This is a genomic window from Paenibacillus sp. MMO-58, assembly GCF_037146255.1.
Lineage (GTDB): Bacteria > Bacillota > Bacilli > Paenibacillales > Paenibacillaceae > Pristimantibacillus.
Genome location: NZ_JBBCVY010000003.1, coordinates 400,994 through 415,469, shown reverse-complemented (window position 1 = coordinate 415,469; position 14,476 = coordinate 400,994). Strand labels below are relative to the sequence as shown.

At 48.2% G+C, this 14,476-nt stretch carries 14 protein-coding genes; 2 read left to right on the top strand and 12 right to left on the bottom strand.

What is annotated here, in order from left to right; genetic code table 11:
* Nucleotides 1-53 precede the first annotated feature (53 nt).
* The 4 genes from WFJ73_RS12985 to splB form a co-directional block, all read right to left on the bottom strand.
* The gene (locus WFJ73_RS12985; protein WP_336773461.1) at nt 54-1,703 is read right to left on the bottom strand and encodes an extracellular solute-binding protein; all 1,650 of its coding nucleotides are present in this window, start codon (nt 1,701-1,703) and stop codon (nt 54-56) included.
* A gap of 14 nt (nt 1,704-1,717) precedes the next feature.
* Nucleotides 1,718-4,015 carry a helix-turn-helix domain-containing protein gene (locus WFJ73_RS12980; RefSeq protein WP_336773460.1) on the bottom strand — a complete coding sequence of 766 codons (2,298 nt, stop codon included), beginning with the start codon at nt 4,013-4,015 and terminating at the stop codon, nt 1,718-1,720.
* 289 nt (nt 4,016-4,304) lie between these two features.
* Nucleotides 4,305-5,516 carry a beta-N-acetylhexosaminidase gene (nagZ, locus tag WFJ73_RS12975; protein ID WP_336773459.1) on the bottom strand — a complete coding sequence of 404 codons (1,212 nt, stop codon included), beginning with the start codon at nt 5,514-5,516 and terminating at the stop codon, nt 4,305-4,307.
* Between the two features lie 191 nt (nt 5,517-5,707).
* Nucleotides 5,708-6,775, bottom strand: a complete 1,068-nt coding sequence (gene splB, locus WFJ73_RS12970; RefSeq protein ID WP_336773458.1) for a spore photoproduct lyase — start codon at nt 6,773-6,775, stop codon at nt 5,708-5,710.
* Nucleotides 6,776-6,948: 173 nt separating this feature from the next.
* Here splB and WFJ73_RS12965 point away from each other — a divergent pair, with 173 nt between their 5' ends.
* On the top strand, nt 6,949-7,323 hold the full coding sequence (locus WFJ73_RS12965; protein WP_336773457.1) for a hypothetical protein: 375 nt from the start codon (nt 6,949-6,951) through the stop codon (nt 7,321-7,323).
* A 48-nt stretch (nt 7,324-7,371) separates the two neighbouring features.
* Here the strand turns inward: WFJ73_RS12965 and WFJ73_RS12960 are convergent, their stop codons facing one another.
* From WFJ73_RS12960 to WFJ73_RS12930, 8 genes are all read right to left on the bottom strand, one after another.
* Complete coding sequence (locus WFJ73_RS12960; RefSeq protein WP_336773456.1) at nt 7,372-8,637, bottom strand: erythromycin esterase family protein; 1,266 nt, start codon at nt 8,635-8,637, stop codon at nt 7,372-7,374.
* Between the two features lie 178 nt (nt 8,638-8,815).
* Nucleotides 8,816-9,166, bottom strand: coding sequence for a cupredoxin domain-containing protein (locus tag WFJ73_RS12955; RefSeq protein ID WP_336773586.1), 351 nt, complete (start codon nt 9,164-9,166; stop codon nt 8,816-8,818).
* A gap of 193 nt (nt 9,167-9,359) precedes the next feature.
* A complete protein-coding gene (modB, locus tag WFJ73_RS12950) occupies nt 9,360-10,013 on the bottom strand; it encodes a molybdate ABC transporter permease subunit (protein WP_336773455.1) in 654 nt (217 codons plus the stop codon).
* A gap of 193 nt (nt 10,014-10,206) precedes the next feature.
* Nucleotides 10,207-10,965, bottom strand: coding sequence for an SDR family oxidoreductase (locus WFJ73_RS12945; RefSeq protein WP_336773454.1), 759 nt, complete (start codon nt 10,963-10,965; stop codon nt 10,207-10,209).
* A 40-nt stretch (nt 10,966-11,005) separates the two neighbouring features.
* Nucleotides 11,006-11,485 (bottom strand): carboxymuconolactone decarboxylase family protein, encoded by a 480-nt coding sequence (locus tag WFJ73_RS12940; protein ID WP_336773453.1) that lies wholly within the window; start codon nt 11,483-11,485, stop codon nt 11,006-11,008.
* Nucleotides 11,486-11,566: 81 nt separating this feature from the next.
* Entirely contained in the window at nt 11,567-12,313 is a 747-nt protein-coding gene (locus tag WFJ73_RS12935; RefSeq protein WP_336773452.1) for an SDR family NAD(P)-dependent oxidoreductase, read from the bottom strand.
* 104 nt (nt 12,314-12,417) lie between these two features.
* Complete coding sequence (locus WFJ73_RS33380) at nt 12,418-12,765, bottom strand: MarR family winged helix-turn-helix transcriptional regulator (RefSeq protein WP_442955949.1); 348 nt, start codon at nt 12,763-12,765, stop codon at nt 12,418-12,420.
* A gap of 228 nt (nt 12,766-12,993) precedes the next feature.
* The gene (locus tag WFJ73_RS12930; RefSeq protein WP_336773451.1) at nt 12,994-13,725 is read right to left on the bottom strand and encodes an SDR family oxidoreductase; all 732 of its coding nucleotides are present in this window, start codon (nt 13,723-13,725) and stop codon (nt 12,994-12,996) included.
* 186 nt (nt 13,726-13,911) lie between these two features.
* On the opposite strand from WFJ73_RS12930, the gene WFJ73_RS12925 reads away from it, so the two are divergent.
* Nucleotides 13,912-14,475, top strand: coding sequence for a TetR/AcrR family transcriptional regulator (locus tag WFJ73_RS12925; protein ID WP_336773450.1), 564 nt, complete (start codon nt 13,912-13,914; stop codon nt 14,473-14,475).
* The last annotated feature ends 1 nt before the right edge of the window (nt 14,476 follow it).

Here is a 14,476-nt window from a genome sequence, read left to right as displayed (position 1 = left end):
CGTACATCTCCAGCAAAAAGGCCGGCCGCGTACGCCGCGGCCGGCCTAAAGCTTTATTTTGTGTTTTTTTCCTGCATCCACGTATTGTACGCTTGCTGCATAATCTCGATATAACGGTCCGATCCGAGAGATTCCAATCGGGTTACATAGGATGTCCAGTCTTTGTCCAGATCAATCTGGCCGGTGATAAACTCCATGGCGCTCTCATCGATCTCGTTTTTAAGATTGGATTGCAAGAGACTTGCTTCATCCGCGTTGCCCGGGTCAATCCAGACGGACCACATCGGGAAGTATTCTTCCGGCTCATGCCCTTCGTATAATTTCGTAGCTTGAAACAGTCTTCTCTCATATCCGCCGGGAGCGTAAATGTCCATGTCCTGCACCCAGCTGTTCCGGTAGGACTTCGGCATATAGAAATGGCCCATCCCGCTCCATCTCGTATTATGCGGAGGATCCCCTTCTTTGGGCGCAATGCTGGCGAACGCAGCCGGGATATCCGGATCGAGAGCCTGCTCCCCTTGCACGGGTCTCCGCCAATCGATGCCTTCCTTGCCTATCTCCGCATTTGCCTGACCTTCGGGAGTGAAGAGATAATCGGCAATTCGGATAAGCGCGATTCGTGCTTCGGGGCTCGCTTTGTCCGTAATCACGAATTTAGCGCCGGGCATAATGCCCGACGGATAATAAACCGCATAAGAGGCATAAGGTCCCTTTATAGGCGGAACCGGCACGTAATCTCTTCCTCTCCGGTTGCCCGGCCCGGTATTTACGAATATCGCCGGATGCATGGCCGTGCCCGCCCCTAAAATCTGAGCTTCGGCATTCTCGCCAAGCTTATAGAATGCGTCGGAATTTTGCGTAAAAGCGCCTAAATCGATAAGTCCTTGATCATACAAGGACTTAACGTATCTCAGTCCTTCCTGCCATTCGGGCTTGACTGCTGCCAGACTGACTTTTCCGTTCGCTACATTCAAATAAGTCCGGTCGTCGTCGTACACGAATCCGTTCATTAAATACGGAAGCACGCGTACGCCGAACTCCTCGGTTGAACCGCTTAGCGGTATTTCATCCGGCAAGCCGTTGCCATTCGGATCGCCATCCTTGAATGACTGAAGCACCTCGCGTAATTGCTCCGTTGTTGTTGGCATATCCAGTCCAAGCTTCTTGAGCCACTTGTCGTTTATCCAAAGCTTGTACGGATACGAGCAGTGGAAGCAATCACTATAAGCTCCAAGACCGTAAATGTTGCCATCCGGCGCCGTATTAAGCGCGCGCAGCCCGGGCTCTTGTTCAAAAGCCGCCTTAATATGAGGCGCATACTGCTCAATGAGATCGTTCAGCGGATAAAAGATCCCCTGCTTGCCATAGCGGATGACGTCTGCTTGCGAGAACTGGTCAATGTAGCTCGTCAGAATATAAGCGTCCGGATAATGACCGTTAGCCAGCGAGATTTGCCGTTTCTCCTTGGCTCCTTCGTACGGAATCGTCTGCCAATCAAAGGTTACGTTAAACTTCTGTTCCAATAATCTCGAGAAATCATTGGTCTTCAGGTTCTGGCCGGCATCTTGCTGAGCAAAAACGCTGATCCGAAGCGGTTTATTCGCTTCGGCACCTTGTTGCTCCGCCGTATTGCAAGACGAGAGCGCCAGAAAGACCGAGCAAACGCAGAGAACGGTGCAGGCCACACGAATAAGCTTGTTCAAAGCATTTCCTCCCTTCACCCTTCCACCGTTTGCCTGTAAGAGCTTGGCGAAACGCCGGTTACCCGTTTGAATGCGCGACGGAAAGAATGGGAACTGTTGTAGCCGACACGGGAAGATATTTCGTCAACCGTGTACCGGTTTTCGCGCAGCAGCGCAATTGCGTTCTCCATCCGTACCTGTTCCAAATAATCGGACAGATTGGAACCCGTCACTTCCTTGAATAGCTGGGATATATATTTTTCGGGCCTCTCGACGGCTTCGGCCACTCGGTACAAGGTCAGGTCGGAATCCGAGAAATGACCGGATACATAAGTTTTAATCGCTTCAATAATCCTTGTATGTCCGTCATTCTTGCGGCTGACGACGATTGAGCACATTACGCCCGTAATCTCCTCGATTTCAGCCTGGAAGGATCTTTTGTCAGTGGCATGCAGCGCAATGATCCGGTCTTTAAGCTGTTCGAACATACCGGATTCCATAAAGGACTTCTGATCGAGCAGCTTCAGTAAAGTCCCCTTCAATTCGCCTGCAAGCTGCTGCCACATCTCCACGGACAGCTCGCGCTGCTCGGTGTTAAGCGACATGACCGTACGGACGATGCGACTTGTTTCCTCCGTCTCTCCTGCCCGGATCGTACCGATCAGACGCAGCTCCATCTCAAGCGGATAGTAATAAGTAGCGCTCTCGAGCCTAGTTTCCTCAAACCAGACGATTCCTTTACGGTCGGCATGAAGCGCTTGATCCATTGTCTGCTTCGCTTGCTCATAGGAGACACTGACTTCCGTCTCCGAAGCGAACGCTTCGCCAAGCGCGGCAATAAACGTAATCCGGTATTCGGCGAACGCATGCTTGGACAGCTGATCGAGCAGACTGGCAATCTCATCCCTTCCTATCGTATTGCCGGTTTCCGCTTCCTTCGACGCGAATACGATAACAATCCTGTCGGAGCCCCAATCGGTGGTCAACGTAAAACCGGCGATGTCGAGGAGCGCCTGCTTCAGCAGTAGCCTTGCGGCATGAAGCTCATTCAGCACCTCCACGCTGTCCATGCCCGTATAGCCTTGCACCTGCAAAATGCACACGAATCCGGAATGCCCGTAAATTCCCGTATTCGCTTGCGAGGCAGCCGCAAATATTTCTTCGCGCGTCTGCAGTTCTCCGGAAAGGAGCCTTTTCAGGAACGCATCTCGAATGAGCGGAAGCTGTCTTCGCAGTTCGGATTCCAGCTGATTGCTGCTGCGAATCATCTCCGCTATGTTCCCGTGCAGGAAGTCGTATTCGTTCCTCTCCGTTGTGTCGTCTTTTCCGAACTGTTCCTTAACGACAGACACCAGCTTATGGATTGGCATGCTGTTGCGGTAAGCCAGCATCAAACCAACGAACAGTCCAACGGCGATGGCAATGCCGGTAATCGTCCAAGTGATGAATTTGATCTGATTCGCATACTCAAGCAAAGCGTGTCTCGGAATACCCGAGCGGTATACCCAGCCGTTCGTATTGGAATGAATCGTGATGACTAGATCGTCCTTGTAGAACTGGCTGGTTTTGTCTGCATCAAAGCTCGCATCCTTGGCTAAGGCCTGCATGTCGGGTACGCCGTTACCGAGCGAAGCGATGGTTCTGCCGCTGGCATCGCTGATTTGCGTCCAGCCGCCGTATTTGTCCGTGATGCCCGTTAGTAGATTGGTAATCGTCTTCTCGTCGATCGTAACAACCACTACGGCAGGAGACGAACCGCTGAAGCTGTCCAGCGGCAAAGACTGCATATAGGTGACAACCGATGTAATTGTCCCCCTATTATTGTATTGGCGCAGCGGCATAATTTCGCTTCGGTGCGTCTGGCCGAGAACAGACTGTCGCCATTCTGCCAATGACTGGTCTTCATAGCGGAAGCTTTCGTAGAAATGTTCCGGTCTTACGTATGCGGAGCCTGGCGTCAGAATGACGTTGTAATTCCCCAGATAAATATAAAATTGCTGCAGAAAATCATTGGTCTGTCCAAACGTCAGCACGCTGCGCAAAATCCGCCAAATGCCGTATACATTCGTCTGCTCTCCGGAGCTCTTCTCGTTCATCAGTACATTTATATCCGGGTTGATCGCAAGCTGTCTCGTAAACCCTTCAACCTCCGCCATTCTTCGCTCCAGCAGCTCTTTACTCTTCTGCAGCTGCATTACGCTGTTCTCGATGGACAGCTTCTCCGTGACCGAAATGGAAGTATGATAGGATAGGAAGCCTGCGATGCTTGGAATAATCAGAATAACGATGTACGATACGAGGAATCTCCTAAAAACGCTGTTAAACTTCTTCATCCGCCACCCCCTCCCATATTTTCTGGCAGCGCTTACACGCTCTTTCACTATTATCCTATAAAAATCGTTTCCCCGCACTTCATTTTCCCGACATGACCCTTTCGTTTATCGTATCATTGAAGGTTCTATTCGTATTTGCATATGCGTCCTTTGAGTTGACGAATAATCCGGCGGAATAAGAAGAGCTGCCCGGCTGTCAGCGAGATCTGTCCTGAGGTGTCATTTCAATATAAAGAAAAAACCATCGGATGGGGTTTATATCCTATCGATGGTTTTTTCGCATAGCTTCTTATTTTTTCAGAGCGTCTTGAATATGTTGGTTCAGCGATGCTAGATCGATTGACGACGTTGGCTGATCCGTTAATTTGAAGCTTTGCTTGAGCTTGACGATACGATATACGCTGGCATCCAGAACGGACGGAGAGATTTCTCCTTTTTGCGCAGCCGCGGTAAGGGCATCAATAACGGTTTGTTGCTGCACAGGGTCATGCCCGACAAGAATGATATCCGCACCGGCTTGCACGGCTTGTACGGATGCTGGCCCGATAGCTTTAACCTTGCCTACGGCCCCCATTGTCATATCGTCCGTAATAACAACTCCGCCGAATTTAAGCTCCCCTCTCAAATAATCCTGGATAACTTTTCTGGACATAGAGGCCGGTGTGTTCGGATCAAGCTTGGTCATTAAGATATGCGCGACCATTACCATTGGCGCTCCTTCCTTAATTGCCGAGCTGAACGGTACAAACTCAATAGAGCGGAGCCGTTTCAGATCATGATCGACAACAGGCAGCCCAAGATGGGAATCAACGGAGGTGTCGCCATGTCCGGGAAAATGCTTGACCACCGGGATTACCCCTTGCGATTGGATGCCAAGCATCTCCTGCACGCCCATGCTGCTGACCAATTCTGCCGTAGTTCCAAAAGCGCGGTTACCGATAACCGGATTTTTGGGATTTGTATTGATATCAAGAACGGGTGCGAAGTCGGTATTCAAGCCAATCGCATTCACCGCTTCGCCTAAGGCCGTGCCCACCTGATAGGCATACTCGGGATCATTGGTCTTGCCGACAGTTCTGCTGGCCGGGAATGCCTTGATTTGCTTCGGCAATCTGGAGACTCGGCCTCCTTCCTGATCCGTGCTCAAGAGAAGCGGAAGCTTTGCGCCATTATCTTGATTAATCTGTTTGAGATCATTAACCAGCTTAATTGTCTGCGACGCGGAGGTAATATTATTGCTATATAAAATAATTCCCCCAACATGACTATCCTTGATAAGCTTGCCTATTTCAGGCTGAATTTGCGTGCCGTCCATCCCGACCAATATCAGTTGTCCGATTTTTTCGGACAAGCTCATGGATGAAACAAGCTCGGCTATCGGATCGACAGGCTTTGGCGTCTCACTGCTGTCCGGCTGCTGTTGCTCTGCCGTCCCGCATCCGGATAGAACAAGGAACGTAAGAATAGTCGCGTAAAGCGTTAACATTCGAAGATATCTCATAGCATTCTCCTTTTGGCTTCAAAAGCGGACATCTTGAAGAACTCCAATTATGTAGACGATTCAGACCCGTCAAGAAAAGCTAAGTTGACGCGTTACCTGCAACTTAGCTTTTCCTGATTATAACATGGCCGATTGCCGAGCACGAATCTGTTCTCTGGCTTCATCATTCATCCTTGCCAGCGACCAAGCTTTTAAGTAAAATACTCAATCTTGGCTTCGGGAAAATGATCGTTGATCTGTTTGTAAATAAATTCCTTAAGTGCGTTAGCTTGCTCATCGGGGTAAACGTATTTCCCCTGGCCCCAGCGGCCCCATTTGTATTTCCGGTTTTCTTCGTCCATTTCCAGCTTGGATTTGGGGTAGCGTTGCTGAATGATGTTTTTCGCTGTTTTGGTAAAGCGATGCTGGATTAACTCGAATGTCAGATCCGTGCATGCTTCCGGCGGAAGCGCTTGTTTTAATTGACTTATTAGTTCGGCGTACCCCTCTTCCCATCCTTCATGCCAAATGATCGGTGCAATAATAAATCCAAGCGGATAACCCGCATGAGCAACTTTACCGGCAGCCGTAATTCGCTCGTAAAACTTCGACGTGCCCGGTTCAAAATGCTTGATGACGTAATCGGCATTTACGCTGAAACGAAATCGGGTATGCTTGTTATGCTTCGCATCCAGGAGCGGCTCGACATGATGATATTTCGTGACAAAACGAAGCCGTCCAAGAGGCTGCTGCCCCATAAATTCGATGTATTCCTTGAGTGAACCGGAAATATGCTCAAGGCCAACGGGATCGGAGGTGCAGGCTGCCTCGAAGCGGGTAATCTCCGGAGCGCGTTCCTCGATATATTGTTTAGCCTGGTTAAGAATATCGTCGGTGTTTACGTAGACGCGGATATACGGCTTGGCTCCAAGCGTTGTCTGCAGGTAGCAATAATGGCAATGCCCCATGCATCCCGTAGCAATCGGAATGGCATACTCGGCCGATGGCTTGGATTGGTCGAATTTTAATGTTTTTCGAATGCCCACGACGAGAGTTCGTTTCGCAATCCTGTATTTCTCCAAATCGCTTTCCCCCGGCAAGTTCGTAATCCGGTTATGCGAGGTCGTCATATGAATCGGAAGCCCTTGCTCTTTGGCCCATTCATGTATTCGTTGGCCTTTCGGATAGTTCAGCGCATCAGGCTCGAAATAAACAAGCTCCGGAACGAATACCTTCGTATCGCGTGCCGGCGGAGTCAATAACCCGGTTGAATTGGACAAATCAGCTCACCCCACTGTACGATTCATTTCGCAATCAACTTTAGGGTGGACGAAATCGTCAATTTCATACGAATAAGCACTTAACCGGTATCCGTAGTGCATAGATCTCAGGCTCTACGTGCAATATACACCATGGAACCTGACTAATGATTACGTAGAACCGGGGGATTGCCATGGCGGAAAAAAACATTCTCGCTTATTTCAAAAGTCCCGAGCAAGCCGAAAAAGCACTCGAGCAAATAAAATCGTTAAAGCTTATAGACAGCTCCATAAACCGGTTTGACGGTTATCCGGGCGACGGATCGGATCGGATTCGCAACCCGATAACAGGCGATTTTCCCGGGCTTGGCTACCTGACTTTGGGAGGGGATTTCCCTGATCGGGATGCCGCCATTCTTGCGGCAGCAAATGTTAGCGCAAGCGGTATGAGTGCAGGAGAACAAGCTTATGAAACAGCCGGACGCGACATTCTTCTGACTGTTGTTATCGATGAAGAAGATTATGAACAAGCGGTAGCAATCGCGGAGAAGGCTGGCGCCCTTGTATAAAGGAGAAGAAAGGGATGTTCCTGTTTGAGGAATATCCCTTTTTCCTGTTCAAATATGCATTACTTCTTGATTCAACGGTGATAGCGCATGCGACTCCTCGATGTGAATAAACGCATTGTATCTGTGCGGCAGAACAGAAGGAACGTAATTCCCACGCTCTCGCCGAGGGTTATAGACAACTCCTATCGCTCGGTGCCCAATCGGCTCTGAAATGAAAAAATCTTGTTTATTGAACAGCAGGAATTTATCAAAAGCGCCTGCGCGATGCATCAGATCCTCCCAGCTGTCCTTCCGGGCTTCCGGCACGGCCATCGTTTTTATTTCTCCGCCCCATTGATCGGAAGCAATAACGGTTCCCCTATGCGTACCGAAACCGATGGCATATACCCGGTCCTCCCCGTATTTCTCCCGAACCAGCTGGCCGACATTCACCATTCCGTCTTCGAGCATATCCGTTGCGCGGGCATCGCCAATATGAGTATTATGCTCCCATACGATAGCCTTGGCTCCTTGGCCGTGAAAGGCTTTGATACTGTCCAGCGCTTCTACCATGTGCTGATCCCGTACGTTCCAGGATTCGGGTCCTCCCCGCACCATCGACTGATAGTAACGTTCGGCGTTTACGGCTACCAGTGCGTTCAGCTCATCGCTCAGAAGCGCTTCATCGCGAATATCGCTCTGCTGTCTCTTGCTTTGAAGGTCTTTCAACAACTGTACAACTTCTTCTTCACAGCTTTCGGATAAAAAGGCAGCGGAAACCCCGTAGTTTTGCGGTTCGCGGTTATAAGGATCAAAGCAGGCAAACGCCTTGCGTGCCGTATCCAACTCCGGCGAGCCCGTTTTCTCCAAATGCTTCAAAATTTCATCCATGGATTCCCACAAGCTGTATACGTCAATGCCGTAAAATCCAATCTTCGTCTCCAAAGGTTGGGAACGATTGTAATCATGAAGCCATTCCGTTAATTGCAAAATTTCTTCATTCGCCCACATCCAGGTCGGCCAACGGTTATAGTCGCGGAGCGCCTCTCTCGGATTTGGAGCAGCGCCGTTATACTGTTTTACATAACGATTAAGTGTATAACAGGAGGGCCAATCCCCTTCCACCGCAATAAAAGAGAAACCTTTCTCGGCAATAAGTCTCTTGGACAACTCCGTTCTCCAAGTATAAAACTCGGACGTCCCGTGAGAGGCTTCGCCCAACAATACAAAATCCGCATCTCCAATGGCTTGGATTAATGGGTCAAGATCCCCCGCGCTTTTTAGCGGGATTGAATATTCTTTTATTTTTTCCACTACACTTTCGCTGTTCGTCATGTTCATGTATTCTCCTAACTCTAGATATCGCAAAAGGATGCTATCTTATAGCGTTACCCGAAATGCAGTCATTATGTACCTCGGACATAGGCTTCTAAACAAAGGAATCTATTAATCTTGCAAAAAAAGCTGCAGATCGTTAATCTGCAGCTTTTAATTAAGGTTCATTCTATGGCAATCAGGCAACGACCGTTATCGTTCCGTGGTACATATACATTCCGCAATCAAATTGATACGAGCCGGGCTTTAAAAGATCCAACGTCGTGTAATTCTCCCCTTTTTTCAAATAAAGATCAAACCCAAGATCATCCGAATCTACGCTTGTTATGCAGGTGAAAGAGGTATTTTTAACAAAGTTCAGCTTTACGGGAACTCCGGCCTTCACTTCAATTTTTGATGGGTAAAAGCCGTCCTTCTTGGCTTGGATCGTAACCACCTGATAACCATCCTGCATGGAAACGGCAGGTGCTTCCGCATTTGTCTTCGTGTTTGATGAGGAAAAGAAGACGAAAAATAAAGCACATATCATAATTATCGCTAAAACAAGCCACATGGTTGGGGATTTTAATAGGCTGGTTTTCATAGAATGCACTCCTTCCTTAGGTCGATTATACCCTTTCACATGCCTTAATATTGCCAGCCATGTGGCTGTTCATTGAAGGAATAGTGAATATTTCATTACAAAAAAACAGCTTCCGAAAAAGTTCGGCAGCTGCTTTCCGTTATCGTCTGCTTATTAAGAGCAGGACAAATGAGATTACAATGATGGAGCCTGTCCATGCCCAAGCCAGCGTGGTATTGCCGGAATCAACGGCTACATAAATCGCGGTAGGTATCGTTTGAGTCTTGCCCGGAATGTTCCCCGCTATCATCAGGGTAGCGCCAAACTCGCCTAACCCGCGTGCAAAGCCAAGAATATAGGCCGAAATAAGCGATCGGAACGCTAGCGGCATTGTTATGTGCCGGAAAACCTGCCATTCATTCGCCCCAATCGACCGCCCGGCCTCTTCTAATTTTTTGTCGACGGATTGAAAGCCAACTTTCATCGTTTGATACACCAGCGGAAAAGAGACGACAACCGCAGCGATAACCGCAGCCCACCACGTAAATATAACCGGAGCCGAGAACAGCCATTCGATCGCCTGACCAAACCAGCTTCTCCTTCCCAACAACACGAGCAATAAAAAACCGACTACCGTTGGCGGAAGGACCAGCGGCAGCATAAATACGGTTTCAATGAATATCTTGCCTTTTAGCTTAGCGCGGGATATCCACCATGCTGCAGCTACTCCGAGAACCAGCACAAAAAGGCTTGAGAACAAGGCTACTAGTAAGGATAGCCGGATAGGAAGCCAAAAATCATGAGCGCTAATCAACTTTCTCCTCCACTTTCTTTTATATCTGATTATAACGAAATCAATATAAATAGAACATTACCTAATATAGACGGATCTATCCGAGATGGCAATAAACAGAGGTAATGTAATCATCCATTTATAAACCTAAGCATTAAAGAAAGGAGACCTTTGACGGATCTCCTTTCTTTTTGTGCTCACTATGATCTGTATTTTAGACGTGAACGGCAATACTTTTCAGCCAATCCGCATAACGCGCAGAGGTAAGCCGTGCAGAGCTGTCATCCGGTACAAGCGAGGACTTCTTCAGCTCTGTGCCGAAGTACGGAGCATTATCATCGGTTACAACCTGACGGGTATCTTGGGTTGCGATCAAATATTGACGGACAAATTCGTCGAGACCAAACTTCTTGGGGCCGGCAATTTCACGGATTCCGTTCGACGGTTTATCAAGCGTAAAGTCGACAAGTACTTCGGATACGTCTTCCGCCGCAATAGGCTGTACATCAGCCGACGATAAACGCACCTTATCCCCTTCTGTAGACGTATAAGCAATGCCGCCCACAAACTCGAAGAACTGAGTAGCCCGTACAATGGTATACGGAATTTTGGAAGCCTTAATCAAGTTCTCTTGCGCGATTTTGGCCCGGAAATAGCCGCTTTGGAGCAGACCGTCTGTACCAACAACCGACAAAGCAACATGATGTTTAACGCCAGCAGCTTCTTCGGCGGCAAGAAGATTGCGGGTTGAGGTCTCGAAAAACTCCAGAACAGCCTTGTCTTCGAAAGAAGGAGAATTCGTTACATCAACAACTACCTCTGCTCCGTTTAAGGCATCGGTCAGACCTTCGCCCGTAACGCTATTGATGCCTAGCGACGGTGATGCGGCTATGACTTCATGACCCAATTGTTTTAGATTGCCGACCAGCTTTTTCCCAATTAGTCCGCTGCCGCCAATAACGACGATTTTCATACGGTTTCTCTCCCTATCTCTGTTTTTATAATTGTTATGATTAGTTCAAGCTGGCTTTGGTTAAACCAAATGCAGCGTCGGCGGAGCCAGGTTCTGTTCTAAAAGCTACGTTTGCTCGGTTCCAAGCATTGATCGCCATGATCGAGTAAGTCAGGTCGGAAATCTCTTTCTCCGTGAATTGTTCGCGAACACGGTTGTAGATTTCGTCGGATACGCCATGCTCCGGCAGTTTAGTCAAAACCTCGGTCCAAGCAAGCGCAGCTCTTTCACGAGCGTCGAACAACGTGGATTCTCTCCAGATAGCAAGATGGTAAAGACGCAATTCTCTCTCGCCGTGAATTTTAGCTTCTTTCACATGCATATCCAGACAGAATCCGCAGCCGTTCATTTGGGAAGCCCGGATATGGACGAGATGAATAATGCTCGTTTCAATGGAACTGGTTTTCTCCGCATAGCTGAGGTCCATCATCTTTTTAGTAAACTCCGGCGATTGCTGCATATAATTTACACGTTGTGTCATTTTGTATTCCTCCTCGAATTTGTTGTGACGTTATTAAGACAATCGACGACTTTGATTTGTGACATCCGCATCGAAAAAGTTTTAAGTGATGTTCAGACCGCCGTCTACGGCGATAACCTGGCCCGTTATCCAGCCCATACCCGGCTTGGCAAGAGACACGATCCATGCCGCAACGTCGGCAGGCTCTCCGCGGCGGCCAAGCGGTATGCTCCGACGTTCATACTCTTTCACTGCTTCGGCCTGCTCTAGCGTTAGTCCCATTCTCTCCTCGAGAAAAGAAGTTTCCACCGGCCCGGAAGCGATGGCATTTACGCGAATGCCTTTCGGAGCAAGCTCAAGCGCCCAGCTTCGCGTCATATATTCCATTGCAGCTTTGCTCGAACCGTATAGCGACAGATTAGCTCCAGCTTTACTGCCAAATGTGCTCGACATATTGATGATTAATCCCTTAGTCTTCTCAAGATGAGGAATAGCGGCTGCGGCAAGAAGAGTAGGTCCCAGGACATTCACCGCGAAAATATCCGTAATCGCTTGCGCGCTCACATGCTCAAGCGGCATAATGCCGCCTGCTCCCGCGTTATTGATAATAATGTCTATTCGTCCCCACAGATCGATTGCTGCCGAAACCGTATCGGCCGCCGAATCGGGATCGCTTGCATCAGCGACAACCCCTTTGATATTCGGATGCTTTGCCGTAATCTCTTCCAGAACTTCCGCCCTCCGTCCTGTAATGAGCACCTTAGCTCCCTTCGCAGCGAACATTTGCGCGGCGGCAAATCCGATACCGGCTCCACCGCCGGTAATAATGACAACTTTATCGTTTAACATAAGTTCAGTCTCCTTTGAGCAATTATTTATTATATTAACTAATTAATAATTAATTGATTAACTATTTGGTGTAAGCCGTCCTATTCCAGGACGGTAATCGTGATTTAGAATAAAGTGTTCAACAATTGTTTCAGATTAGACTGATTTTTCCGCGATAGCTTTCCGATATGTTCTTTGATTGTATCCTCGTAAACAGGCCACACCTTTTCAATCAGATCCTCGCCTTGAGAAGTTAATCGGACAAGTATCCGTCTTCGGTTAGAGGGGTCAAAATCTCTCTGGATCCTCCCAGCCTTCTCCAACGTATTCAGCAAGTTACTGATATTCGCCCTGGTCACGGCGAGGTCATCGCTTAATTCGGACGGAAGCATTGGCTTTCCGCCTCTTTTCAAGGCGACCAGCAAGCACCATCGGCCAAGCGTTAAATCAAACTTCCCTAAATGCTCTTCCAGCTTTTGGACCAGATGATGACTGGTTTTATAAATCGTGAGAAATACATCGATTTCGAGAAGAGGCTTCTCAAACGGATCCCATTTTTCTATACGGTTAGCCTCCTTTATAATTAATTATTTAATTATTTGCGAGTTAACAATACTGCGAATTTCATTGTGTGTCAAGTCGTTGCTCTAAGCAAAGACTGCCGATACCTTATTATCGGCAGTCTCCTAAACCGGTATGCTTTAAGCTAATGCGGTTGGTCGTACCATAATTTCGCTTACCAGAGTATCATCTGGTTCACCGATTGCATAGGCGATCGCTTTCGCAATGCTGGCTGGAGCAATCCCCAAATTGCTGACCATTGCTTGCACCTCCGGACTAGCAATGCTGCTGAATAGCTCCGTTTGCGTCAAGCCAGGTGCCACTAAGGTAGATCGGATACCCGACGTAGCGGACTCTTCGAGGCGCAATCCTTCCGAGATCGCACGAACGGCGAACTTAGTTGCCGAATATACGGCAGACGTCGGGGACACCTGATAGCCTGCGGTGGAAGTCAGGTTAATGATATGTCCGGACTTTTGCCCGCGCATGATTGGCAGTACCGCCGCGATTCCGTACAACACGCCTTTAATGTTGACGTCAATCATTTGCTCCCACTCTTCTACACGAAGCTCGTCTAATCTGGAGTTCGGCATAATGCCGGCGTTATTCACCAAGACATCGATGCGGCCGTATTTGTCTAGGGCAAATTGAGCCAGGCTATTCATATCTTCAGCGGATACGACATCCGCTCGAACGGAAGCAGCTTCTCCACCTGATTGTTTAATGTCATTAACAACCGCCCGGAGTCGATCCTCTCTCCTTGCCGCTAAAACAACCTTCGCTCCGTTTAGCGCAAGCAGCTTTGCCGTTTCTTCTCCTATTCCGCTTGAAGCCCCCGTTATGATGACCACTTTATCTTTCATATTTTCCATGATGAGTACTCTCCTTTTGTATGATGAAGTTGTGTCTCCTGGATAACGCGTGTTGAATATTTAACGGCCGTTGATTTACATTATAGACAGATGCCTCAACCTCTCAATGGTTGATTGATGCGCTTTTGTTTTATATCCGACACTCACATCGCAATTGTTGATTATCTTCTGGAGGAAACGAACAACATGGAAAATGCGGCTAAGACCGATCGCCGAATTTTAAGGACGAAGCAGGCGATCAAGAGGTCATTTCTTGAGCTTTTTACGGAGAAAGAATTTGAACAGATCACCATTAACGAGATTGCGGATCGAGCAAACGTAAACCGCGGTACGGTTTATTTGCACTACAGCGATAAATACGACCTTTTGGACAAGTGTACGGAAGAGCATATCAACGAAATAATCGATATATGCAAAAATCGCGAATCGGGCGAAGGAGATCCCCAGCGGGTATTTGATTACTTCCAAGACCACTTCCCGTTTTTCTCCGCTATGTTTTCCAATGAACGCACTTTTCTGTTCCGGGACCAATTGCTGCATTTCTTCTCCGTGAACATGATGGTCAAGATGGAACAAACGAATGGGCAGCCCGATATTGACCAGGAGATAAAAACCCAATTTATGGCTTCAGCCTTTATCGGCATCGTCGAGTGGTGGATCCGCCGAGGCATGCCTCATTCCACTCCGTTTATGGCCGAACAAGTTAAACATTTATTCGAAAATAACCAAATCTACTCGATATATCGTTAAA